This window comes from Pelagibacterium flavum (assembly GCF_025854335.1).
Taxonomy (GTDB): Bacteria; Pseudomonadota; Alphaproteobacteria; order Rhizobiales; family Devosiaceae; genus Pelagibacterium; species Pelagibacterium flavum.
The window spans coordinates 1091768-1116131 of record NZ_CP107716.1 but is presented as its reverse complement, the minus strand read 5'-3'; the positions used below and the strand labels follow the sequence as shown (position 1 = coordinate 1116131).

19 protein-coding genes are annotated in these 24364 nt (G+C 62.4%); 4 read left to right on the top strand and 15 right to left on the bottom strand.

All coding sequences use genetic code 11. From position 1 onward, the window contains the following. Window positions 1-54 precede the first annotated feature (54 nt). Window positions 55-933, top strand: coding sequence for a transglutaminase family protein (locus tag OF122_RS05520; protein ID WP_264227615.1), 879 nt, complete (start codon window positions 55-57; stop codon window positions 931-933). Here the strand turns inward: OF122_RS05520 and OF122_RS05515 are convergent. The 4 genes from OF122_RS05515 to osmF form a co-directional block, all read right to left on the bottom strand. Next, window positions 930-1667, bottom strand: a complete 738-nt coding sequence (locus tag OF122_RS05515; protein ID WP_264226809.1) for an ABC transporter permease — start codon at window positions 1665-1667, stop codon at window positions 930-932. The genes OF122_RS05520 and OF122_RS05515 overlap by 4 nt on opposite strands. Further along, the gene (locus tag OF122_RS05510; protein ID WP_264226808.1) at window positions 1664-2599 is read right to left on the bottom strand and encodes an ABC transporter ATP-binding protein; all 936 of its coding nucleotides are present in this window, start codon (window positions 2597-2599) and stop codon (window positions 1664-1666) included. The genes OF122_RS05515 and OF122_RS05510 overlap by 4 nt, the downstream gene beginning before the upstream one ends. After that, window positions 2596-3747, bottom strand: a complete 1152-nt coding sequence (locus OF122_RS05505; RefSeq protein ID WP_264226807.1) for an ABC transporter permease — start codon at window positions 3745-3747, stop codon at window positions 2596-2598. The genes OF122_RS05510 and OF122_RS05505 overlap by 4 nt, the downstream gene beginning before the upstream one ends. Before the next feature lie 76 nt (window positions 3748-3823). Beyond that, window positions 3824-4753, bottom strand: coding sequence for a glycine betaine ABC transporter substrate-binding protein OsmF (osmF, locus tag OF122_RS05500; protein ID WP_408636329.1), 930 nt, complete (start codon window positions 4751-4753; stop codon window positions 3824-3826). A gap of 182 nt (window positions 4754-4935) precedes the next feature. On the opposite strand from osmF, the gene OF122_RS05495 reads away from it, so the two are divergent. Beyond that, the gene (locus OF122_RS05495; RefSeq protein ID WP_264226806.1) at window positions 4936-6201 is read left to right on the top strand and encodes a SulP family inorganic anion transporter; all 1266 of its coding nucleotides are present in this window, start codon (window positions 4936-4938) and stop codon (window positions 6199-6201) included. A gap of 1 nt (window position 6202) precedes the next feature. Here the strand turns inward: OF122_RS05495 and OF122_RS05490 are convergent, their stop codons facing one another. The 7 genes from OF122_RS05490 to OF122_RS05460 all read right to left on the bottom strand — a co-directional run bounded on the left by OF122_RS05490 (window position 6203) and on the right by OF122_RS05460 (window position 12649). Next, the gene (locus OF122_RS05490) at window positions 6203-6697 is read right to left on the bottom strand and encodes a hypothetical protein (RefSeq protein ID WP_264226805.1); all 495 of its coding nucleotides are present in this window, start codon (window positions 6695-6697) and stop codon (window positions 6203-6205) included. Further along, a complete protein-coding gene (locus OF122_RS05485) occupies window positions 6698-7159 on the bottom strand; it encodes a GNAT family N-acetyltransferase (RefSeq protein ID WP_264226804.1) in 462 nt (153 codons plus the stop codon). It abuts the gene before it with no gap. Further along, entirely contained in the window at window positions 7159-8103 is a 945-nt protein-coding gene (locus OF122_RS05480) for an ABC transporter ATP-binding protein (protein ID WP_264226803.1), read from the bottom strand. Before OF122_RS05480 ends, OF122_RS05485 begins: the two co-directional genes overlap by 1 nt. Further along, on the bottom strand, window positions 8103-8900 hold the full coding sequence (locus OF122_RS05475) for an ABC transporter ATP-binding protein (protein WP_264226802.1): 798 nt from the start codon (window positions 8898-8900) through the stop codon (window positions 8103-8105). The genes OF122_RS05480 and OF122_RS05475 overlap by 1 nt, the downstream gene beginning before the upstream one ends. Beyond that, complete coding sequence (locus OF122_RS05470) at window positions 8897-9814, bottom strand: ABC transporter permease (protein WP_264226801.1); 918 nt, start codon at window positions 9812-9814, stop codon at window positions 8897-8899. The genes OF122_RS05475 and OF122_RS05470 overlap by 4 nt, the downstream gene beginning before the upstream one ends. 4 nt (window positions 9815-9818) lie before the next feature. Beyond that, window positions 9819-10796, bottom strand: coding sequence for an ABC transporter permease (locus OF122_RS05465; RefSeq protein ID WP_264226800.1), 978 nt, complete (start codon window positions 10794-10796; stop codon window positions 9819-9821). 179 nt (window positions 10797-10975) lie between these two features. Beyond that, window positions 10976-12649, bottom strand: a complete 1674-nt coding sequence (locus OF122_RS05460; protein ID WP_264226799.1) for an ABC transporter substrate-binding protein — start codon at window positions 12647-12649, stop codon at window positions 10976-10978. Between the two features lie 293 nt (window positions 12650-12942). Between OF122_RS05460 and OF122_RS05455 the strand changes: the two genes are divergently transcribed. Both OF122_RS05455 and OF122_RS05450 read left to right on the top strand, forming a co-directional pair. Beyond that, window positions 12943-16377, top strand: coding sequence for a hybrid sensor histidine kinase/response regulator (locus OF122_RS05455; RefSeq protein ID WP_264226798.1), 3435 nt, complete (start codon window positions 12943-12945; stop codon window positions 16375-16377). A gap of 45 nt (window positions 16378-16422) precedes the next feature. Then, window positions 16423-18330 (top strand): beta-N-acetylhexosaminidase, encoded by a 1908-nt coding sequence (locus OF122_RS05450; RefSeq protein ID WP_264226797.1) that lies wholly within the window; start codon window positions 16423-16425, stop codon window positions 18328-18330. A 160-nt stretch (window positions 18331-18490) separates the two neighbouring features. Here the strand turns inward: OF122_RS05450 and OF122_RS05445 are convergent, their stop codons facing one another. The 4 genes from OF122_RS05445 to metH form a co-directional block, all read right to left on the bottom strand. Then, window positions 18491-18631 carry a hypothetical protein gene (locus OF122_RS05445; RefSeq protein ID WP_264226796.1) on the bottom strand — a complete coding sequence of 47 codons (141 nt, stop codon included), beginning with the start codon at window positions 18629-18631 and terminating at the stop codon, window positions 18491-18493. An 85-nt stretch (window positions 18632-18716) separates the two neighbouring features. After that, window positions 18717-19601 (bottom strand): bifunctional methylenetetrahydrofolate dehydrogenase/methenyltetrahydrofolate cyclohydrolase FolD, encoded by an 885-nt coding sequence (gene folD / locus OF122_RS05440; RefSeq protein WP_264226795.1) that lies wholly within the window; start codon window positions 19599-19601, stop codon window positions 18717-18719. Window positions 19602-19612: 11 nt separating this feature from the next. Then, the gene (gene purU, locus OF122_RS05435) at window positions 19613-20461 is read right to left on the bottom strand and encodes a formyltetrahydrofolate deformylase (RefSeq protein WP_264226794.1); all 849 of its coding nucleotides are present in this window, start codon (window positions 20459-20461) and stop codon (window positions 19613-19615) included. 74 nt (window positions 20462-20535) lie between these two features. After that, window positions 20536-24312: a methionine synthase gene (gene metH / locus OF122_RS05430; RefSeq protein ID WP_408636328.1), complete on the bottom strand. Its 3777-nt coding sequence runs from the start codon at window positions 24310-24312 to the stop codon at window positions 20536-20538. Window positions 24313-24364: the final 52 nt, after the last annotated feature.

Sequence of the window (24364 nt, the reverse complement as noted above, 5' to 3'; positions counted from 1 at the left end):
AGAGTGGAGGGTGCGATCCACGCGCTCCGACTTGCCCCCGATGGCGCCCTGACCATGCTTTACGACATCCGGCTCAAGCTCGATTATGCCTATGACGCCCCGGTTTCGGGCGGGCGGCATCTTGTGCGGGTGTTTCCGGCCAATCTGCCGGGCATCCAGCGGGTGGTGGCAGCAAGCCTGACCGTCGATCCTCAACCGGCCGAGCGCTCCGAGTTCACCGATTTCTTCGGCACGCGTGTTGGGTCGCTCGCCTATCGCAGCGCCCATGACACCCTCGAAATCGCCATTGCCGCCCGTGTCGAGGTGCTGCGCGGCGATCCCGGCATCGACTTCACTCCAACGCTGGACGCGTTGCAAAAGGAAATCACCGGCAATTGGGACATGAGCCCGCTCTCTCCCCATCATTTCCTGAGCCCCAGCCCGCGTATCGCCATCGATCCGGCGATCACCGCCTATGCGAAATCGAGCGTCAGGCAAGGGATTTCGGTGCGCGAGATGGCCCATGATCTCTGCCTGCGCATCCATGCCGATTTCGCCTATGACGGCGAAGCGACGCTGGTCGATACCCCCGTCGATGAGGCTTTTGAGCTCAGGCGCGGGGTCTGCCAGGATTTCGCGCACATCATGATTGCCGGCCTGCGCGGGCTGGGCGTTCCGGCCGGCTATGTCTCGGGGTTCCTGCGCACCATCCCGCCCGAGGGCGAAGAGCGGCTCGAAGGCGCCGACGCCATGCACGCCTGGGTGAAGGTCTGGTGCGGACGGGAAACCGGCTGGGTGGAGTTCGATCCCACCAACGCGATCTTTGCCGGCCAGGACCACATCGTCATCGGCTATGGGCGCGATTATTCCGACGTCACCCCAATCGTGGGCATGCTGCGCTCGGCGGGCGGGCAGGAAACGACCCAGGCCGTCGACGTTTTGGAAGTGGCCTAAACATTCCCCATGCGCCGGGCCATGAACTTTTCCAGCCCCACAAACCCGTCATAGATCAAGACTGCCAAAGCCCCAACGATCAGCCCGCCCTGCAACACAAACGCCGTGTTGCCAGAGACCAGACCGGCGATGATGACTTCGCCCAGGGTGCGCGCCGCAACGGTCGAGCCGATGGTGGCGGTCGAGAGTGAAATGACCGCCGAAAGCCTGATGCCCGCAAGGATCACCGGGAGAGCCAGCGGCAATTCTACCCCCGAGAGCCTCTGCCAGCCGGTCATGCCGGTGCCGCGCGCCGCCTCGCGCACCGAAGGGGCCAGCGAGGTCAGCCCGGTCAGCGCGTTCTCGAAAATCGGCAGCAGCCCGTACAGAAACAGGGCCACCAGCGTCGGCCCTGTGCCGAACCCCAACATGGGCACCGCCAGCGCCAGCACCGCGACCGGCGGAAATGTCTGTCCAATATTGGCGATGGCGCGCGAAAGGGGCAGGAATTCCTCCCCGAACGGGCGGGTGACCAGAATGGCCAGGCCAACGGCGAAAAGCGTCGCCAGCACCGTGGCGAACCCTACGATGGCCAGATGGCTCAGCGTGAGGGAAAGAATGGTCGTCTGGGTGTAGATCGGCGGCGTTCCCTCGCGCACCAGCGGCGCGAACAGCGGCGCAAAGCTCTGCGGCGTCACGATAAACGCGATGAGCAGCGCCAGAACCACCAGCCTAATGACGACCCCGATCCTCATTGCGGCCGCGCTGCCCGTTTTTCCAGCGCCGCTCGGGTGACGATCCCGACTGGAACGCCATCTTTGGTCACCGGCAGCACCGGGCGCTGCGACCACAGCATTTCCGAATAGGCGTCGCGCAGAGAGAGGTTTGTGTCGACCGGCTGGCCCTCGGCCTCGCCCGGTTCGACCACAGAGGAGACGTGATCGAGGGTCAAAAGCCGGAACGCCTTGTCCCCCGATCCCAGCATCGCCTCGACGAAATCGTCCACCGGATTGGCGATGATCTCCTCGGGCGAAGCGTATTGCAAAACCTTGCCCTCGCTCATCACCGCAATGCGGTCGCCCAGCCTTATCGCTTCGTCCATGTCATGGGTGACAAGAACGACGGTTGTCCCCAGCCGCTGCTGGATTTCCACCAGATCGGCCTGCGCCTTGGCGCGGATGATCGGATCGAGCGCGCCGAACGGTTCGTCCATGAGCAAAACCAGCGGCCCCGCCGCCAGCGCCCGCGCCACGCCGACCCGCTGCTTCTGACCACCGGAAAGCTCGTGTGGCATGCGCGAGCGGTATTGATCGGGCTCGAGCTGGAACATCTCCAAAAGTTCGTCCACCCGCGCGGAAATCTTGTGCTTGTCCCATCCCAGAAGGCGCGGGACGGTGCCGATATTGTGCGCCACGTCGCGATGGGGAAACAGCCCGTGCCCCTGAATGGCGTAGCCGATCTGGCGCCGCAATTCGTAAGGAGGCAAATCGTGAGTATCCTGCCCGTCGATGCGGATGGTGCCGGCGCTCGGTTCGACCAGACGGTTGATCATGCGCAACAGCGTCGTCTTGCCCGAGCCCGACGTGCCCACGATGGCAACGATCTCCCGGCTGGGCACGGTGAGCGTCACATCATCGACCACGGCGCGCCCGTCATAGGTCTTGGTGAGATGGTCGATTTCGATCATGGTCTTGCCCTCTGGCGGCCCTGGCTCAATTCCACCCCGGCGTCGAGCACGATGGCCGCCGCGAACGCCATGGCGACGGCGGGGATCGCCCCGAGCAAAACGAGCGGCATGGCGGTTTGCGAAATGCCCTGGAACACGAAGGTGCCAAGCCCCCCGCCCCCGATCAGCCCGGCAATGACCGCCAGACCGATGTTCTGGACCAAAATGATGCGGATGCCGGTGAGGATCACCGGGAAAGCCAGCGGCAACAGAACGCCTCTCATGCGCTGGCCATTGGTCATGCCCATGCCACGCGCCGCTTCGTTCGCATCGCGCGGCACCCCATCGAGCCCGACAACGGTGTTGGAAACAATGGGCAGCAGCGAATAGGCAAACAGCGCCAGAAAGGCCGGCGCGTAGCCGATCCCGCCGATCCCCAGCTCGCGCGCGCCCGGCACATTGGCCCCCACCCACGCCATCGGCGCGATCAGAAGCCCGAACAGCGCAATCGAGGGGACGGTCTGGACGATATTGAGACTGCCCAGAATGCCGGCCCTAACCCTGGGGATACGGTAGCACAAGATCCCCACCGGCACCCCGACCAGCACCGCCACCGCCACTGCTCCGAAGGCGAGAAACAGATGCACCTGCAATTGGGCAAAGAACGCCGATTGCCGCCCCTGATACTCCCGCATAACCGCCAGATCGTCCCACAGCCCCGAAGCAAGAATGCCCCACAGCACCACCGCCACGGCAATCAGAAGCCCCACCCGCGTGAACGGCCCCAGCCGCAGCCGCGCCAGCGCGTCGGTTGCGGCCAGCGCAAAGGCAAACACCATGATCCACACACCCGAACCGGGTGACACGCGGGCATAGGTGTCACCTTCGGGGATCAGCGCGGAGGACCCGATGCCCACCGCAACGGCCAGAGCGACAAGCGCAAGACTGGAAACCCCCAGCCGAACGGCAAGCGAGGTCTTGAGCAGGAGGATCAACAGCGCAACACCGAGCCCGCCATAAAGCACAACGCCGCCCGCACCCAGCGCATCCCAGGCAGGAACAGCCTCGCCGGGAACGATCCGGTTGGCACGAAAGACCAGGAAAGACTGAAAGACGAGCGCAAAAAGCCCCAGAGCGGCAACCACCACTCCGAGCTTGTCGATACGCAATGAATGGGTCCCGGCCCGGGCGAGCGCCGTCAAGATGGCTTGGGCCGCGCGAGGTCAGGCGCGGCCCTTTCCTTTTCTAGAGGAAGCCGTTTTCGGTCAGGTAGGATTCAGCGACCGCTTCGGCGGGCTCGCCTCCCACCTGCACGCGGCCGTTGAGATCCTGCAGCACTTCGAGCGTCAGACCCTCAAACACCGGTGCAAGGATGTCCTCGATCTGCGGATACTCTTCCAGCACATCCTGGCGGATGATCGGCGCGGGCGCATAGACCGGCTGCACGCCCATATCGTCCTCCATCACAACGAGCCCCGAGGGTGCGATTCCGCCGTCGGTGCCGTAGACCATCGCCGCATTGGCACCCGAGGTCTGGTTGGCCGCAGCCGAAATCGTTGCTGCCGTATCGCCACCCGATAGCTGGATCAACTGGTCCGAACTCAACTCGAACCCGTAAGCCTCCTGAAAGGCCGGCAAGGCAGCCGGCGAGGTCACGAACTCGCTCGAGGCGGCCAGCACGATTTCACCGCCATCAGCGATATAGGCGCCGAAGTCGGACATGGTCGCCAGCCCGTTTTCCTCGGCGACATCCGAGCGCACGGCAATGGCCCATGTGTTGTTGGCCGGCGAAGGCGTCAGCCACACCACATCGTTTTCTTGCAGGTCCATCTCGGCAACCCGCTCGAAGCCGGCCTGCGCATCGTTCCAGACGTCCTCGTCCGTAAGCCCGAAAAAGAACGCGCCATTGCCCGTGTATTCCGGGTAGATGTCGATCTGTCCCGCGGCAATCGCCTCGCGCACGATGGGCGTCGCGCCCAGCTGAATGCGATTCTCGGTCTCGATGTCGTTGGCCTGCAGCATCTGCAAGATGATGTTGCCGAGCACACCGCCCTCGGTGTCGATCTTGGACGAAACAACCACCTGTCCGTAGGCAGTCGTGGTCAGCGCGGCGGCGACAGCCGCGCCAGCAATGATGGAAAGCAGTTTCACGGATTTTCTCCCGGTCTGGCTCAGGTCATGATTTCCAGTCTATAGCCTACAGGCTGACACCGGGATGACCACCCCTGCGACAAGAAATAATCGTGAACGGAATTTGTTCCCTTTGCGATACACCTTGGTGCAAACTTGCGCTGGGCGGACGCTGGCGCCTGACGAAATCTGCTGAATTCCCCCATCGGCTATGCTAGTCGGTTGCCATGCGCTCGCCGAAAATCCTGACCACCCTTCGTTCTTACACCTCGTTGCTGTTTCTGGCCGATCTGATCGCCGGGGCCACCGTTGCGATGGTGGCGCTTCCCTTGAGCCTTGCCATCGCCATAGCGTCGGGTGCCGATCCGGCCAAGGGGTTGATTACCGCCATTGTTGCAGGATTTCTGATTTCCCTGCTCGGCGGCAGCCGCGTGCAGATCGGGGGACCGACGGGTGCCTTCATTATCGTCGTTTTCGGAGTTATCGCTGAGCACGGCTATGACGGGCTGGTGCTGGCCACGCTGATGGCCGGGGTGATCCTGCTGGTGGCGGGATATTTCCGGGCCGGGCGGCTGATCGCCTACATCCCCGAAGCGGTGGTAAACGGGTTCACCATCGGCATTGCCGTGGTGATCGCCACCAGCCAGCTTCCCGATTTTCTCGGGCTGTCGGTCGCCCATGTGCCGGCTGAATTCCTCGAAAAAATTCCGGTGCTTTGGGAAGCGCGGGGAAGTTTCAACCTCGCCGCCTTCGGCATCGCCGTTGTAACTCTGGTGCTGATCATCGTGCTGCGCCGCGTGGCGCCACGCTTTCCCGGATTGATCGTGGCCGTTGGCATCGGGTCGGTTCTGGTGGTGCTTGCCGGATTGCCGGTCGATACGCTTCAATCGCGTTTCGGCGCCTTGCCCAACCATCTTCCCTGGCCGCAACTGCCCGACCTCAGTCTCGCGCGCATGGTGGACCTGTTTCCCTCGGCCCTTGTCATCGCGTTTCTCGCCGGAGTGGAATCGCTGCTCTCGGCCATGGTCGCCGACCGCATGATCGAAGGCCATCACCGGCCCAACGCAGAGCTTCTGGCGCAAGGAGCGGCCAATATCGGTTCAGCCCTGTTCGGCGGTCTGCCCGCCACCGGTGCCATCGCCCGCACCGCGACCAATGTGAGGGCCGGCGGCAAGACGCCGGTCGCTGGGATCGTTCATGCGGCGGTGATCCTGCTGGTGATGCTCATTGCCGCCCCACTGGCCGGCTACCTCGTCATGCCCGCGCTTGCTGCCTTGCTGATCGTTACCGCCTGGAACATGAGCGAGCCCCACAAATGGGCCGAATATGGAAAAGGGCGAACCAGCGACAAGGCGCTGCTTGTGCTCACCCTCGTTCTGACGGTGGTGGTCGATCTCACAGTGGCTATCGGTGTGGGCGTGATCGTGGGGCTGGCGCTGCGGCTGAGCCGGCGCAAGTCGGTGGAAAGCGATTGGACGCCGCCTGAACGGTGAGTCAGTCGCCGGTTTGTCCCATCTGATAAGGCAGATAGCCGATGAACCCCGTCAGCTTCCAAATGCCCCCGATCCGCGCCAGCGTATAGACCGACTGCCAATCAAGGACATCGAATGAGCCGTCCTTCATTTCGACCCTGCCGTTGAACTTCTTGTGCGCCAGCGCGCGGTCTCCGGTGATTTCGATGTCGGTGAGCTGTGTCGCGCCGAATACCCCAGCCCGTGCCGTTGCGATCTCGGCGCGGGGTGCGAAATCGCGGGCACCGGCCAGCCATGAGTCGCGATAGGCCTCCAGCGTCGGAAAGCTGATCCGCCAGTCGTCGGGATTGGCTGAAGCCTTGCCGTCGATTCCCATGAAGCGGTCGGCCGCGAAATCAGGTTCGACCATCGACCAGTCGCAGGCCAGAAACGCCTCGATGTCGCGCGCCACCAGCATTTCCCAGATGGCGCGGCGATCGGGGTCACCCGAAAAGGGGTTAAGCGCGTAAAGGTCCATTTATTTCAGCATGTCCTTGTAGATACCCGGTTTGGAATGGGGGATTTCGATGGCGTCGAGCTTCTTTTTGTAAAACGCCACCGGCCCCGGATCCCCGATCACCGCATAGGCGAAACCCCTGTCGCGCAGATCCTCGAGGGTTCGGAACAGCAGCGCCTCACCAATGCCGCGTCCGCGCGCGGATTCGAGCACTCCGGTCGGCCCGAAAAAACCCCGCGCCGTGACATCGCCGCAGGCGAAGCCCAATAGCCCTGTCGTATCGGTGGCCACCCACACATCGATGGGCTGATGGGAAAACCCCACCTCCACTTCGCTGCGCCAATGGCGGGAGAAATGGGCCTCGACCCAATCGGCAACCAGCCCGCGCTCGGGAGGGAGCGCCCGGCGCAGGGTGGTGCCCTGCCCCGCCACGCGCGCATAGTCGTAGCGAGGAAGATCGTAAAGGCGAACGAGAAGATCCATCAGGCGGCGTCCATATCCTCAAAGCGATGACGGACAAAATGCCCCGGCTCGACCTCGACGGGCAAGCCCGCCGCCCGGCGGGCCAGCGCCCGCACCTTTTCTATGTTCTCGGCAAACGCCTTGCCCCCATCCGCATCGGCAACGAACCGGACATTGGGATCGGGCACCGCCGAAAGCAGCACTTTGGTATAGGCGTGCTGGGGATTGGAAATAACGCTTTCCGACGGCCCCCATTCGACCACCTGACCGCCGAACATCACGGCGGTGTCCTCGGCCAGATAATGGGCGGTCGCGATATCGTGGGTGATATAAAGAAACGTGATGCCGCGCTCGGCCTTCATGCGCTGCATCAAGCCCAGCACCGATTTGCGGATCGACACGTCGAGCATCGAAGTGGGTTCGTCCGCCACGATCAGTTCGGCCCCGACCGCCAGTGCCCGCGCCAGATTGACCCGCTGGCGCTGGCCGCCAGACAATTCGTGCGGATATTTTTCCAGCGTCACGGAGGGATCGAGTTCCACATCGGCCAATACGCCACCCACCGCATCGGCCAGCCCGCTGCCGCTGAGTTTTTTGTGCAGTTTGAGCGGGCGTTCGAGGTGATGGCGAATGGTATGGGCCGGATTAAGCGCCGCAAACGGGTCCTGAAACACCATCTGCACGGCCTGGGAATAGGCAAGCTCTTCGGCACGTCCCTTGATGTCGGCAATGTTGCGGCCCTTGAACCGCACTTCGCCTTCCGAGAGTTCAAACAACCGGGTGACGGCCCGCCCGATGGTCGATTTTCCCGAGCCCGATTCCCCGACTACGGCCAGCGCCCTGCCCTTGTGGATCGACAGCGAAACATTGCGCATCGCCACCACCTCTTTCCCGGCCCCGAACATGGGCTTGAGATGAAAGACCTTCGAGGCGTTGTCGATTTCGAGAAGCGGTGTGTCAGTCATCAGCTTGCCTCCCTCACAGCGATCTTTGGCATCGCATCCCAGAGTTTGCGTGTGTAATGATGCTGCGGATCGGAAACGATACTGGCGGTCGAAGCATGTTCGACGATCTCGCCCTCCAGCATCACCGCGATCCGGTCGGCAAACTGGCTCATCAGCGCCAGATCATGGGTGATGAACAGGATCGAAAACCCGAACTTGGCCTTGAGCGCCATGATTTCCTGGAGGATTTCGCGCTGCACCACCACATCGAGCGCCGTGGTGGGCTCGTCCATCACGATCAGCTTGGGATTGAGCGCCAGCGCCATGGCCAGAACGACCCGTTGGCGCATGCCGCCTGAAAGCTGGTGCGGATAATCGTCGAGCCGTGCGGCCGGGATGCCGACGAGAGCCACAAGCTCCTCGGCCCGCGCCCGGATCTCCGGCTTGGAAAGCCTGGTGTGCCGCGCCAGCATGTCGCGGAATTGCTCGAACAGGGTCAGCACCGGGTTGAGCGAATTCATGGCGCTTTGAAACACCATGGACACCGACGACCAGCGCCATTTTTCCAGTTTTGCCGCCGGCATGGCCAGCACATCGGTGCCATCGATCATGATGGTGCCCCTGGAGATGATGGCGGGCGGGCGGTGCAGGCGCATGAGCGAAAACGCGATCGTCGATTTCCCGCACCCCGACTCTCCGGCCAGCCCCATCACCTCGCCCTGCCCGATGTCGAAATCGACACCCTTTACGGCAGTGAACAGACCCTTGCCGGTGAGATAATCGACCTGCAATCCGCGAACCGAAACCAGGGCGCTCATTGTGCTGCCTCCAGCTTGCCGGCCGCGCGCTGGCGGTCGAGCTTTTCCTGCGCCTTTGCCGCCGCCGCTATGGTGCCGAGCGTGCGCAGGCGCGGGTTGGAGATTTCATCGACCCCGAAATTGAGGAGCGATAGTCCGATGCCGATACCGGCCACGGCGACAGCCGGCGCCAGCACTTCCCACCACGCCCCCACGGTGATCGCCGAGGAATTCTGCGCGTGATAGAGCATGGTGCCCCACGAAACCGACATGGGATTGCCCAGGCCTAAAAATTCGAGCGTCGCCTGAGTGATGATCGTGTAGGTCACCGAACCGATGAAATTGAACCCGATGATCGAGAGCAGGTTGGGCAGCAACTCCACAAAGATCATCCGGTGGGCGGGCTCGCCGATCAATTCGGACGCCTGGATATATTCGCGCTGGCGCAACGTCATGGTCTGCGCGCGTGTCACCCGCGCCCCCCACGCCCATGAGGTGACCCCAATGATGATGGCGATGACGAAGGGCGAGGTCTGGCCAACGAAAGCAGCAATGACCAGAAGCAGGGGAAGCTGGGGAATGACCAGCACCACATTGGTGCAGAAATTGATGATCTCGTCGATCAGCCCGCCGAAATAGCCAGCGGCGATGCCCAAAACGGTGCCGATGACCACCACCAACAACCCGGCGAAAAACCCGACGGCCAGCGAGGTGCGTGTTCCGTAGATCAGTTGCGCAAAGACATCGCGGCCCATCCGCGTCGTGCCCATCAACGCCTCGCCATCGGGCGACATGTGCGGACGTCCCACCCGCGCCATGGGGTCGGCGCCAAGGATCATCGGCCCGAAAACGGCGACAGCCACATAGGCCAGAACGATAATCAGCCCGAACGCCGCCTTGCGGTTGCGCAGAAAGACTTTGAGGGTTTCAACCATCGTCTCAGGCCCTCCGAAGCCGCGGGTCGAGCAGCACATAGGCCAGATCGACAATGAGGTTTGCGGTCAGGATCGCCAGCGTCATGATGAGCAACTGGCCCTGGATCAGCGGATAATCACGGGTGACGATGCCGATATAGAGCGTCTGGCCGAGCCCGGGATAATTGAACACCACTTCGGTAACCAGCGACCCGCCAAGGATCGCCCCCAGCGTCAGCCCCAGCGAGGTGACCGAGGGCAGAAGCGCGTTGCGGGCGGCGTAATTGAACTTCACCCGGCGTTCCGAAAGCCCCTTGGCCAGTCCCATGATCACATGGTCCTCGCCCAGTTGCCCGATCATGTTGTTGCGCATGGTGACCAGATACCCGCCCACAAAAACGATCATCAGGGAGATGACCGGCATGAGCGCGTGGACGAAGACCGAGCTGATATAGCTCCAGGTAAAGCCCGGATCGAGACTTGGATCGAAGGCATAGCCGGTCGGCAGCCAGCGCAGCGCCACACCGAAGACAAACAGCGCGACAATGGCGATCACCACCGGCGGAATGGCCTGCAGCGCCAGCGAAGCGGGCGTGATGACGGCATCGAACGCTCCGCCGCGCTTCCAGGCGGCAAAAATCCCCATCAGCGTGCCAAAGGCAAAGGCGAGAACCGTCGCGCACCCGGCCAGAAGCAACGTCCAGGGCAGCGCGTAGCCGAGCCGTTCATTGACGGTCTGGGGGAAAAACCGGATCGAATAGCCAAGATCGCCGGTAAAAACCGATTTGAGATAGGAGAAATACTGCTCGTGCAGCGGGCCTGTCGCAAACCCGAAGGTTTCGATCAGCGCAGCCCGCGCTTCGGGCGGAATTGTCAGTTGCGCCTGGGCGAACATGATGTCGATCGGGTTGCCCGGCATCAGTCGCGGCAGCATGAAATTGATCGTCGCCGCGACGAAAAACGCAGCGATGTAAAAGCCCAGACGGCGCAGGATAAAAGCCATTGGTAGTGCTCCTTGCCGAAGCAGCGCTCGCGGAAAAGCCGCTGCTGGATTCCGGGAACAAGTCCCGGAATGACAGGGTGATTGTGAGGAAAAGGCCGGGGTCACCCTCCAGCCTGTCACCCCGGGATTTATTCCCGGGGTCCAGTGCAGCGGATGCCACAGGCACCCAGGTCGGAGGATCAGTCTTCGACCGGCCGCAGGGCCAGAAGATGCAACAGGCGCTCGGGAACACCCGAATAGACCACCGGGCGCGCAACGGGGTTGTCGGCGTTGAAGAACCCGGTAAACCGCGCGGTGTTGTACTCGTACCAGAGCGGGTTGTTGAAGACGTTGATGAGCGGCATATCCGCAGCGATCAGCATCTGGATCTCGTTCATGATCTCGGTCTGCTCGGCTTCATCCGTCGTTCCGTTGAACGCATCGAGCGCCGCATCGAGCTCGGGGTTGGTGTAGCGCGACGACTGGAAGCGGCTCTGGCCGATGTGCCGCGAATGCAGAGACTGGTCCATGAAGTAGTGCGGGGTCACACCAGTGGTCACCGAGTTGATGGCCGCCTGATAGTCGCCGGCGATCAATTGATCGGTCCAGGCCGGGCTTTCCGGGGTCTGCATCGAAGCGTTGATGCCCAACTCGTTCAGGCCCTCGACAGCCAACTGCACGGTATTGACCCAGTCGGTCCAACCGTTCGGCACGATGATCGAGAACGCGATCGGCTCGCCGCTCGGGCTGTCGATGAACCCGTCGCCATCGACGTCTGAATACCCGGCCTCATCGAGCAGCGCACGGGCGCCTTCGATATCGAACTGGGTATATTGCCCATATTCGGCCTCGACTTCGGGGTTGTTCCAGGAGTGATACGCCCGGCCAAGACCCGAGGGATAATCATTGACCGTCGGATAGCCATAACCGGCAATATCGACCATCGCCTGACGATCCATGGCCATCGAGAAGGCGCGGCGGAACGCGACGTCGTTGAACGCTTCATCGAGCCCCGGCTCGCTCGTTTCCATGTTGAGCGAGAAAAACACCGGCGAGCCGGCCGGGAACCAGTAGCCGTGATTGTCCGGATCGGTGCCCACATAGGTGCGCTCGATATCGGGCAGGAACGAACCGAACCAGTCGAGCTCCCCATTGGCCGCGGCCGTCAGCACCTGATCGTTGTTGGCCAGCTGGGGCAGGCGGACACAATCGACATGCAGACTTTCCGCGTCCCAGTAATTGGGGTTGGCGCACTGGATATATTCCTGCGGCGTGAAACGCTCGATTTCGGTCAGCGGCCCCGAACCCACGGTGGTGTTGTTCGAATAGGTCACCGGATCGCCCACCTCGGCCCAGATATGTTCGGGTACCGTATAGACCTGCACAAGCTGGTAGATCAGCCCCGCATCGACCTCTTTCATTCGGATTTCAACGGTGCGGTCGTCGACGGCGGTGACGCTGTCGAGCTTGGGCCACACCGCGCGGGCATCGAGCGCCGGATATTCGGCCATCAGATCGAATGTGAACGCCACATCGTTGGCCGTGAGCGGCATGCCGTCCGACCAGGTCAGCCCTTCGCGCAGGGTGAAGGTAAGGGTCAGAAGATCGTCGGAATATTCATACGATTCCGCCAGCCGGTATTCCGGCGTGCCGCCCTGCAGGGCGTTAAAGATCACCAGCGGCTCATACATGAAGTCGATGACGGTGGGCAGAACGGTCGTGGTATTGAACGGATTGTAGTTCTCGACCCAGGCGGTCAGCTGCTGGGGTACGATGGTGAGAATGGCTCGGTCGTCGTCCTGCGCCTGGGCCAACCCGGCCGGCAGGACCAGAACGCTGGCCAGCAGCGCGCCCTTGAAGAAATTGGCAGTCATGAGTGTTGAACTCCCTCCAGTTGCACCGCGACCCCTTCGTCGCGGCTGACAGATGTTCCCTCCCCGACGGCACATGCGCCGGGATACGCCGAAAAGCGTGGGGACCATTGTGGGCTGGCAAGGCAGGGTTCTGTCACGGGTGCTTTTCCGTCAATTGCGCACCCAAAACCGGCAAAACCGTCAAAATCGACGTTAAGGGGTGTGACCGGCTTTATGTATTGTACCATCCCCATATGAATAGACGATGTCAAAGGCCGTAGCGAGGGGCTCGGCCGGGAAGGGGAGAAGCGAGGATGGGCGCGTTTGGGCTGGCACCGAAGGGCTTCCGCGGCCGCCTGTTCGCGATTCTGATCGCCATCACCACCATTCCGCTGGTTTTGACGGCGACCGTGTTCTTTTCCATCCTCAACGCCAATGTCGAGGATGAAACCTTTGCCCGCCTCGCCTTCGTGCGCGACGCCAAACGCTCCGAGCTCGACCAGTATCTGACCTTCGCTTTCCGGCAGGCCGATTCGCTGACCAAATCGAACGCCGTCCGCTATTCCATCGGCGATTTCTACGGCTTTTCCTACGCCTTCCGCCAGATCGACCCCGATCCGCAAACGGCCCGTGATGTGCTCCAGGCCATCTTCGGCATCAATGGCCAGGCTCCGGCGAGCGATGGCGAATTTTCACCCGACACCGACGCGATGGTCTCCAACGCCCTCGAATACGCCAACGCCCACCAGCGCTTCCACGAGGAATATTCGAGCTTCATCCGCTCGGCCGAATTCGACAATCTCTATCTGGTCAACACCGATGGGCGCGTCGTCTATTCGGTCGAAAAGGACGCCTATCTGGGCGGCGATCTCGATGGCGAACTGGCCGACAGCACGCTGGGACAACTGGCCGCCGCCACCCTTGCCGGAACCGATCCCATCCGCATCTCAGATTTTGCCCTCGACCCGGAAACCGGAGCGTTCGGCGCCTATGTCGCCGTGCGGGTCGAGTTCTATCAACGCCCGCGCGGCGTTGCGATCTTCCGCCTGCCCGCCAGCGGCGTCGGGTCCATCGTTCAGTCCCAGGAAGAGGAAACCGGCAATTTCTACATGATTGCCGGCAATGGGCGGCTGGTTTCCGCACCCGCCGGTTATGACCTGCCCATCGGGGAAATCGTACCCGTGCCCGAACCCGACCTGCCCGCATTGTCCACCGCTCTGGTCGGAGAGGGCCTTTCGGGCGGACGCGCGCTGGCCGCATGGGGACCGGTCAATTTCGGCGACGCCCGATGGTCTCTGGTTGCCGAAGTGCCGACCAGCACGGCCTTTGCCAATTCCGAAGCGCTGACGCGCTTTGTCCTGATGATCGCCGCCATCGCCCTGCCTATCCTGTTCTGGGTGGCGTACCTGGTCTCGCGCACCATGACCGCGCCCCTGCAAAAACTGACCGAAGTGGCCGAATCGATCGCCGCGGGCGATCTGGAACGGACAATGCCCAGCGTGGAACGGCCGACCGAATTGGGCCGGCTCGCCGAAAGCTTCAAGCGCATGCGCGATGCCATCCGCGCCCAGCTGTCCCTTATCGGGCAAAAGAACGTCGAGCTCGAACGCCACGTCAAACTGATCGAGGAAAAAAACGCCGCGCTCGAAGAGGCCGACAGGCTCAAAGACACGTTCGTCGCCAACACGAGCCACGAATTGCGCACCCCACTGAACGGCATTATCGGCATTTCCGAAACGCTCTCGGCCGGCGCCGTGGGCGAATTGACCCCGCCCCAGCGCAGCCAGCTCGACCTCATCAGCTTTTCGGCCCGGCGCCTCTCGCGGCTGGTCGATGATCTCATCGACATCTACCGCATCCGGCAGGGCCGCATGCGCCTCGACATCCACCCGGTCCATGTGGCGACCTCGATCCGCAACGTCATGCAGCTTGCCGAACCGCTGCTGCGCGGCGAACCGGTGACGCTCGACGTCGATATCCCCGAAACCATTCCCTATGTGATGGCCGACCCGGTGCGCTTCGAGCAGGTGCTCTACAATCTCCTCGGCAACGCCATCAAATACACCGACCAGGGGTCGATCTCGATCACCGCATGGCGGGCCGGAGACACCGTTGCCGTGGCTGTCACCGACACCGGCGTCGGCATCGCACCCGACAGTCTCGAGCGCATCTTCCAGCCGCTCGAACGCGGCGAAAGCCCCGAAATGATCGCCAAGCCCGGCGGCGCGGGATTGGGCCTAACCATCGCCCGCCAACTGGCCAGCGCCATGCACGGCAAGCTGGCCGCACAGTCCGATCTGGGCAAGGGCTCGCGCTTCGTCCTGGAAGTCCCGGTCGCGGAAACCGAAGCCACCGAAGCGGAAATCCTCACCTATGGCGAGCGCAGCGAGGGCCTGCGGGAGACCATGGGCATGCTTTTGGCCGACACCGCCGAAATGAACGCCGCCAATTCCGATGAGGCACCGGTGATCCTCGTTGTCGATGACGAGCCGATCAACATTCAGGTGCTGCGCAACGTTCTGGCTCCTCAAGGCTATATCGTGCGCGCCGCCGAAAACGGCATGGACGCCCTGGCCTCGATAGAAAACCACAAGCCCGATCTCGTTGTGCTCGACGTGATGATGCCGCAGATGGGCGGGCTCGAGGTCGCCAAACGCCTGCGCGACCGCTATGGCCTGCTCGATCTGCCCATCATTATGGTCACCGCCCGCTCGCGCACCCGCGACGTGATCGCCGGGTTCGAGCACGGCGCCAACGATTACGTGGTCAAACCCTTCGTCAAGGACGAGCTTCTCGCCCGCATCGCAACGCTCCTCGAAGCTGGACGGGCTCGCGGCACGGCGCGTGAAAACATCGAACTGAAATCGGAAATCGAGCGCCGCGTGCAGGTCGAGGACGCCCTGCGGCTCTCCCAGCAGCGCATGGCGAGATTGCTCGATACGCTCGAAGCGGGTCTGCTCGGGGTCAGTGAAACCGGCCGCATCACCTACGCCAACCAGGCTGCCGCCGTGCTTGCCGGCCGTGTCATCGACCCCGGCAAGACGCTGCTGAGCGATCTTTTGACCCCCACAATGGTCGACGCCATGACCCGCACCATTGCCGATGAGGGCCGCGTGGCGCTCGACGATGTGCCCATGGGCCGCTCGGGAAATCCCGTCCTGCTCAATGCCTTCGAGATAGAGGCCGATGCGGGCGGCGGCTTTGCGCTGGTCATCACCCCCGATACGGCCGAAACGCGCCAGCAGACCGACCATCTGGTCCGCTCGGTGCAGGGCGTGCTCGATACCGTCGGGCCGGTGCTGATCGAACAGCAGGCAACGCCCTCCAGCCCAGCTGCTCCCGACACCGCGCCACTGCCGGGCAAGGAGGTCTATCGCGACACCATAGTGGCCGTCATGACCCAATCGATCGCCCTGTGGCGCCGCGCCAAGGGCGGCTCCAAGATCGATTTCGCCGAAAAGAGCGGCGTCTGGCGCGTCAATCTCGATCGCTCCTCGCTGCAGGCGCGAACCCTGGACAAATATCTGCTGATCGAAACCCTGCCCGCCAACCCGCGCTGGCGTGACGTGATCCAGACCGCCGAGTTCGTCCTGACCGACGTCGAAGCCCAGATCGGCCAGAACGCCGAACTCGCCGCCCAATACGAAAACCTGCGCACTCTCGCCCAGACCCTGCGCGACCTGGTGCGCGAGCACATTCTCCCCAGGCCTCGGGGAGAAACCGAACCGGCAGGCACCCAGAACGCCTGACCCGACCGCCCCCAAAACCTCAGAATTGTTACAAAGGCTGCCACCATGCCCACGCCCTCGTTCCGCCTCGAAGCGGACTGGAACCCGGAAATCGCGACCCCCGGCCAGCTCAAGATCACCCTGGTCAACACCGGACAAGAGCAGGTCGAAGGCTTTGCCCTCGGCGTTACCTCGCTGTTCCGCATCAAGCCCGACAGTCCCATCGGCGGCGCGCGGTTGCTCGAGCAGTTGTCCAATTACCACCTGCTCGCGCCCGAGGACGGCTTCGTTCTCGAACCCGGCGGACGCTGGGAGATCGTGGCAAAACAGATTTCCCACACCCTGCGCCACTACACCTACGGCCCCAAATCCGCCGCCGTGACGCTGGCCGATGGCACCATGGTGCTGCCCGAAATCGCCCCGATGACGCTGAAGGGAGAGCCCGGTTCACCCACCATCGTCCACCCGGCCCGCCGGCCCTTGCCTGAGGGCGAAACGGCGATCAGCGTCATCCCCTTCCCGGCCGCCGTGGAGGTCACCGGCAATTCGGTGCCAGCCATGATCGGTTTCGGCGAGGGACCCGAGCTCGCCTATAATTCATACGAAGTCACAGCCGATCTGGCCCGCCGCCTGTTTCCCGGCGAAACCCTGTTCGGCGACGGACTGCCGGTCCGGTGCCTGGCCGGAGCACGGCTCGACCAAGGCGCCTACGAGATCGTCTTCGGAGAAACCGTGACTCTCAGAGCCGGCGATGCCGATGGTTTCCAGCACGGCTTCATAACCCTGGCCCAGATGCTGCGCGGCGCGCAAAAACACCCCGAAGATTTCACCTTCCCGACATCGGGCACCATATCGGACGCCCCGCGCTTTGACTGGCGCGGCAGCCATCTCGATGTGGCGCGTCAGGTGTACACAACCGAAGAGATCATCGCTTTCCTCGACACCATGGCCTGGAACAAGCTCAACCGCTTCCATATCCACCTCAACGACGATGAGGGTTGGCGGCTCGATGTGCCCGACTATCCCGAACTTGCCGAAAAGGCCGCATGGCGCGGCCCCGGCGAAATCCTGCCGCCCCTGCTCGGCTCGCCGTTTGAACGGCACGGGCTGGTCTATCGCGCCGCTGATGTGACGGCCATGGTCGATCACGGGCTGAGCCTGGGTATCCAGACCATCCCCGAAATCGATATCCCCGGTCACTGCTATTGCGTGCTCAAGGCCCTGCCCCAACTCGTCGATCCCGACGAGACTGGCATCTACCGCTCGGTGCAGTATTTCCCCAACAACGCGCTCAACCCCGCTTTGGACGAGACCTATAAATTCCTCGAAGCGGTCATAAAGACGCTGGTCGAATTGTTTCCGGCCAAATGGATCCATATCGGCGGCGACGAGGTGGCCGACGAAGCCTGGGCCGGATCGCCCCAGGCCAGATCCCTGCAGGGGCCCAATGGCTGGCAGGGCACCTTCGAGCTTCAGTCCCATTTCCTCAAGCAGATACAATCCCTGCTGAAAAAATACGGCAAGGATACCGGCGCCTGGGAAGAAGCTGCATTGGGCGGCGGGGTCGATCCCGACCGCTCCTATCTGGTCGCCTGGAAGAAATCGGAGAGCGGCCGCGATCTGGCGCTGGCCGGCTATGACGTGGTGCTGGCTCCCGCCGAACACGCCTATTTCGACATGGCCCAATCGACCGAGTGGTGGGAGCCGGGCGCCAGCTGGGCGGGCACGGTCTCGGTCGAAACCTGCTACGCCTTCGATCCGGCTCATGATTGGCCGGCCGAGGTGCAGGACAAGCTGATCGGCATCCAATCATGCCTGTGGAGCGAGAACCTCGCCAATCGGGCCCTGTTCGATCATCTGACCTATCCGCGCCTCTCGGCCATAGCCGAAACCGCATGGAGCCCGCGCGCTGCCAAGGATTTCGCCCGCTTCATGGCCATCCAGACGCTGATGCCGAAGGCGCGGCTGGGCTGAAGAAAAAACCCATGAAGGGCCCGCTTCGGCGCTGCAGAAAAAGCGCTGCGGCGCGGCGAGCGGATCGCACCTTCATGGGCAAATGGGCGGCTGCATTTTTCCCCTGATGCGCCGCCCCTGATCTCCCGACGTACAGCGGATCGGGAGACCCCGCAGCGCGCTACTTTGCGCGCGCTGCAAGCTCTTCCTCACTGGTGATGGCGCGGGCGCCGGCAATCCAGTTGACATAGCCCAGCGCCAGCCCGAACACGCCGAAAGCGACGACGACGGCAGCGACAACGAGGGCGGTTTCAAAGGACATTTCAGCCTCCATCAATAAGAGTGATGGAAGTGTTATGCGCCTGTTTTCGCTTGGTTTAATTGATCCAGATCAACCGGCCAGAAGGTCAGGAAACGCTCTGCTCGGCGGCCTTGAGCGTATTGGCCATCAGCATGGCAATCGTCATCGGCCCCACCCCGCCCGGCACCGGCGTGATCGCCCCGGCGCGCTCGGACGCGGCGGCAAAATCGACGTCGCCGACCAGCCGTGTCTTGCCCTCGCCCTTTTCGGGAGCGGCGATGCGGTTGATGCCCACATCGATCACCGTGGCCCCCTGTTTGATCCAGTCGCCCTTGATGAATTGGGGCCTCCCGATCGCCGCCACAACGATATCGGCACCCCGGCACAGACCGGGCAGATCGCGGGTCCGCGAATGGGCGATGGTGGCCGTGGCATTGGCGTGCTGGAGCAGCGCTGCCACCGGACGTCCCACAAGGTTGGATCGGCCGACGACAACGGCCGTCAGCCCCGAAATCCCGTCGGGATAGACAGTATCGAGCAGCTCCATGCAGCCTTTGGGCGTACACGGCACCAGCGTCTTGTCCACCTGCCCCGATGCCAGCCGGCCGATGGAAACATCGTGGAGCCCATCCACGTCCTTGGCCGGGTCGAGCGCGCCGATGGTCGTGCGTTCGTCCAGATGGCCGGGCAACGGCAATTGCACCAGAATGCCGTGGATGGCCGGATCGGCATTGAGCGTGCCGATCAGCGCCAGAAGATCATCCTGCGTGGTGTCTGCCGCAAGCGTATGCTGGACCGAATAAAACCCGCATTCCTTGGCCATCCGGCCCTTGGACGCCACATAGACCTGGCTCGCCGCATCCTCGCCCACCAGCACGACCGCCAGCCCCGGCGGCATCCCGTTGGCCGCCGTAAACGCCGCCGCACCTGCCTTGACCCGCTCGATTGCCGAAGCGGCAACCGCCTTGCCATCGATAATCCGTGCGGTCATGGCGAACTCCTTTAAGCGAAAACGACTGTCTTGTGCCCGTTGAGCATGACGCGGTTTTCAAGATGGCTCTTGACCGCCCGGCCCAGAACCCGGCTCTCGATATCGCGGCCCACCGCGATCAGATCCTCAGGGCTCATCGCGTGCGTCACCCGCGCTGTTTCCTGTTCGATGATCGGGCCTTCGTCCAGATCCGGGGTTACGTAATGGGCCGTCGCGCCGATGATCTTCACGCCGCGCTCATGGGCCTGATGATAGGGCTTGGCGCCCTTGAACGAGGGCAGGAACGAGTGGTGGATATTGATGACCTTGCCGAAAAGCCGCGTTGAAAGCTGGTCGGACAGGATCTGCATATACCGCGCCAGAACCACAAGATCGGCATCCGCCGCCTTGATGATTTTGAGCACCTCGGCCTCCTGCTCCGCCTTCTGTCCTTTGGCGACGGGCAGATGATAGAACGGAACGCCTTCAGCCTGTGCGATCGAGCGCGCATCTTCATGGTTGGAGATGATCGCAGCGACCTCTGCCCGCAGCGCGCCCACCTTGATCTGGTAGAGCAGATGCAGCATGGCGTGGTCGAATTTGGAGACCAGGATGACGATTCGCGGCACCCGCGCTTCATCGATCACGGCGGTCTTCATCTCGAACCGCTCGATCACCGGTTTGAGCGCCCGTTCCACGGCATCCTTGTCCACGCCACCGGGCGCTGTAAATCCGATGCGCATGAAGAACTTGTCGGTATCCCTGTCCCAGAACTGGTTGGACTCGGCGATATTTGCGCCCAAAGAGAACAATTCGCTCGTCACGCCAGAGACGATCCCGGGCTTGTCGGCACAGGACAAAGTGAGGATGAAATTGGGCATGAGCGGATGGGCCCCCAAGGCTAGGATTTAACCGGGTTCATAAGACGTTGGAGGCCCGATGTCGAGACGGCAGGTTACCCCGCCGCCTTCTCGCTTCCCGGAATATAATTGAGCACCGGCCCCAGCCAGCGTTCCACATCCTCGATCGCCATGCCCTTGCGCTTCGCATAGTCCTCGACCTGATCGCGCTCGACCTTGGCAACGCCGAAATAATAGCTTTCGGGATGGGCGAAATAGAGCCCCGACACCGACGAGCCCGGCCACATGGCATAGCTTTCGGTGAGCTTGACCCCGATTTCGTTTTCCACGTTAAGCAATTCAAACAGCGTGGTCTTTTCGGTGTGGTCGGGCTGGGCCGGATAGCCCGGCGCCGGACGGATGCCCTGATAGGGCTCGCCGATCAGCTCTTCAGGCGCATAGTTTTCATCGGCATAGCCCCAAAGCTCGGTCCGCACCATTTCGTGCAGCCGCTCGGCAAAGGCTTCGGCGAACCGGTCGGCCAGCGCCTTGACGAGGATCGAGGAATAATTGTCGTTCTCTTCGTCGAACTTATCGGCGATGGCGATTTCCTCGAACCCGGCGGTGACGCAGAACCCGCCGACATAATCGGGCGTCCCCGCCTCGGCCATGAAATCGGCCAGTGCCAGATTGGCCTTGTCGCCCGATTTGCCGAGCTGCTGGCGCAGGGTGAAGAATTTCGCCAACTCACGCGACCGGCTTTCATCGGTGAAAAGCTGCACATCGTCCCCGACCCGGTTGGCCGGCCAGAATCCGACAACGGCTTTGGGCGTGAACCAGTTTTCATCGATGATGCGCTCAAGCATGACTTTCGCGTCGGCAAAAAGCTGCTGCGCCGCTTCGCCCTGCCGCGGGTCGTCAAGAATTTTCGGGTAAGCGCCCTTGAATTCCCAGGCCTGAAAGAACGGCGTCCAGTCTATATAGTTGGCCAGTTCGCCCAGATCCCAATCCTGGAAGGTCTTTGTGCCCAGAAACGACGGCGCCTTTGGCGTGTAGTTCGACCAGTCGGGCTTGAACGAATTGTCCCGCGCCGCAGCGAGCGAAATGCGCTTCTTGTCCGCCTCGCCCTTGCGGTGCTTTTCGGCAACCGTCTCGTATTCCTGGCGGATTGTCTTGACGTAATCATTGGCCGCCTCTTTCGAGAGCAGCTTGGAGACCACGTTCACCGCCAGCGAAGCGTCCTTCACATAGATGGTCGAGCCGCGATTGTAGCGCGGGTTGATCTTGACCGCCGTATGCACGCGCGACGTCGTCGCCCCGCCGATCATCAGCGGAATGTCAAAGCCTTCGCGTTCCATTTCGGCCGCCACATGCACCATCTCGTCGAGCGAGGGGGTGATGAGGCCCGATAGCCCGATCACGTCCACATTCTGCTCACGAGCGGTATCGAGGATCTTCTGGGTCGGCACCATGACGCCAAGATCGATGATCTCGTAATTGTTGCAGGCCAGAACCACGCCCACGATGTTCTTGCCGATATCGTGCACGTCGCCCTTGACCGTCGCCATCAGGATCTTGCCCGCGCTCTGGCGCTGGCCGTCTGCTTCCGCTTCCATGAACGGGAGGAGATAGGCCACCGCCTGTTTCATGACGCGCGCCGATTTGACCACCTGCGGCAGGAACATCTTGCCCGCACCGAACAGCTCGCCAACAATGTTCATGCCGTCCATCAACGGCCCTTCGATCACATGCAGCGGGCGCGCGAAACTCTGGCGCGCTTCCTCGGTATCGGCCTCGATATAGTCGGTGATGCCGTTGACCAGCGCGTGCGAAATCCGCTCCCCGACCGGCTTTTCGCGCCAGCTTAGATCCTTGGCTTTCGCTTCCTTGCCGCCCTGCCCCTTGTAGCGTTCGGCAAGATCGAGCATGCGCTCGGTGGAATCGGACCGCCGGTTGAGAACCACGTCCTCGCACGCCTCGCGCAATTCGGGATCGATCGATTCATAGACAGCAAGCTGGCCGGCATTGACGATGCCCATATCCATGCCCGCCTTGATGGCGCGGTAGAGGAATACAGCGTGCATGGCCTCGCGCACCGGCTCATTGCCGCGGAACGAGAACGAGAGGTTCGAAACACCACCCGAAATGTGCACATGGGGCAGCGTTTCGGTGATTTCCTTTGTCGCCTCGATGAAGTCGACCCCGTAATTGTCGTGCTCCTCGATGCCGGTGGCGACAGCGAAGATATTGGGATCGAAAATGATGTCTTCGGGCGGAAACCCAACCTCGTCGACAAGGATGCGATAGGCGCGAGTGCAGATTTCCACCTTGCGCTCTTTGGTATCGGCCTGCCCGTCCTCGTCGAACGCCATGACGACCACCGCGGCGCCATACAGCCGGCACAGCCGCGCCTGTTCGCGAAACTTGTCCTCGCCTTCCTTCATGGAAATGGAATTGACGATGGCTTTGCCCTGAACGCATTTCAGCCCCGCCTCGATCACCTCCCATTTCGAGGAATCGATCATCACCGGCACCCGCGCGATATCGGGCTCGGACGCGACGAGGTTGAGGTATTCGACCATCACCTGCTGACTGTCGATCAACCCTTCGTCCATGTTGATGTCGATGATCTGCGCGCCGTTTTCCACCTGGTCGCGCGCGACATCGAGCGCGGTCGCGTAATCGCCGGCGGTGATGAGTTTTTTGAACCGCGCCGAGCCGGTGACGTTGGTGCGCTCGCCCACATTGACGAATGGAATGTCATCGGTAAGCGTAAACGGTTCGAGCCCCGACAGCCGCAGGCGCGGCTCGATCTGGGGGACCGCGCGCGGCGGGTACTTCGAAACCGCCTGCGCAATCGCCGCGATATGTTCGGGCGTCGACCCGCAACACCCGCCCACGATGTTCAAAAACCCATCCCGCGCAAACCCTTCGATCTGCTCGGCCATGAATTGCGGGCTCTCGTCATATTCGCCGAATTCATTGGGCAGGCCCGCATTGGGATAGGCGCAGACCAAGGTATCCGCGATATCGGAGATTTCCTCCAGATGGGCGCGCATGGCGTTGGCGCCCAGCGCGCAGTTGAGCCCGATGGTGAACGGCTTGGCGTGGCGTAGCGAATACCAGAACGCTGTCGGGGTCTGCCCCGACAGCGTGCGGCCGGAAAGGTCGGTGATCGTGCCCGAAATCATCACCGGCAGGCGAATGCCCTTGCGCTCGAACACCTCTTCGGCCGCAAACACCGCCGCCTTGGCGTTGAGCGTATCGAAGATCGTCTCGATCAGGATCAGGTCTGACCCGCCATCGATCAGTCCCTCGATCTGCTCGCCATAGGCGATGCGCAACTGATCGAAACTGGTGGCGCGATAGCCCGGATTGTTGACGTCGGGCGAAATCGACGCCGTGCGGTTGGTTGGCCCGACGGCACCAGCCACGAACCGGCGCTTGCCGTCCTCGGCCTCGGCGCGGATCGCGGCGCGCTTTGCCGCCTGCGCCCCCGCCACGTTGATCTCATAGGCCAGCGCCTCCATGCCGTAATCGGCCTGGGCGATGGTGGTGCCTGAAAACGTGTTGGTTTCTAAAAGATCCGCCCCCGCCATGGCATAGGCGAAGTGAATATCCTCGATGATTTTCGGTTCGGTGATGACCAGAAGATCGTTATTGCCCTGCAAGGGCTTTGGCCAATCGGCGAACCGCTCACCCCGGAAATTTTCCTCCGAGAACTTTTCGAGCTGGATCATCGTGCCCATTGCACCGTCGAGAATGAGGATACGCTCGCGCGCCGCCGCCGTCAGCGCCGCAAGAATCTCCTCGCCCTCTTTGGCCGTGCGCACCGGCGCCGAACCGGGCTTGAGCGCCTCAACCGCTACGCCGCCCTCGCCCATGCCGCCCATGCGCCCGTCAGCGGGAGCATGGGTGTGGCCGTGGGTACATCCGGGAGCGTTG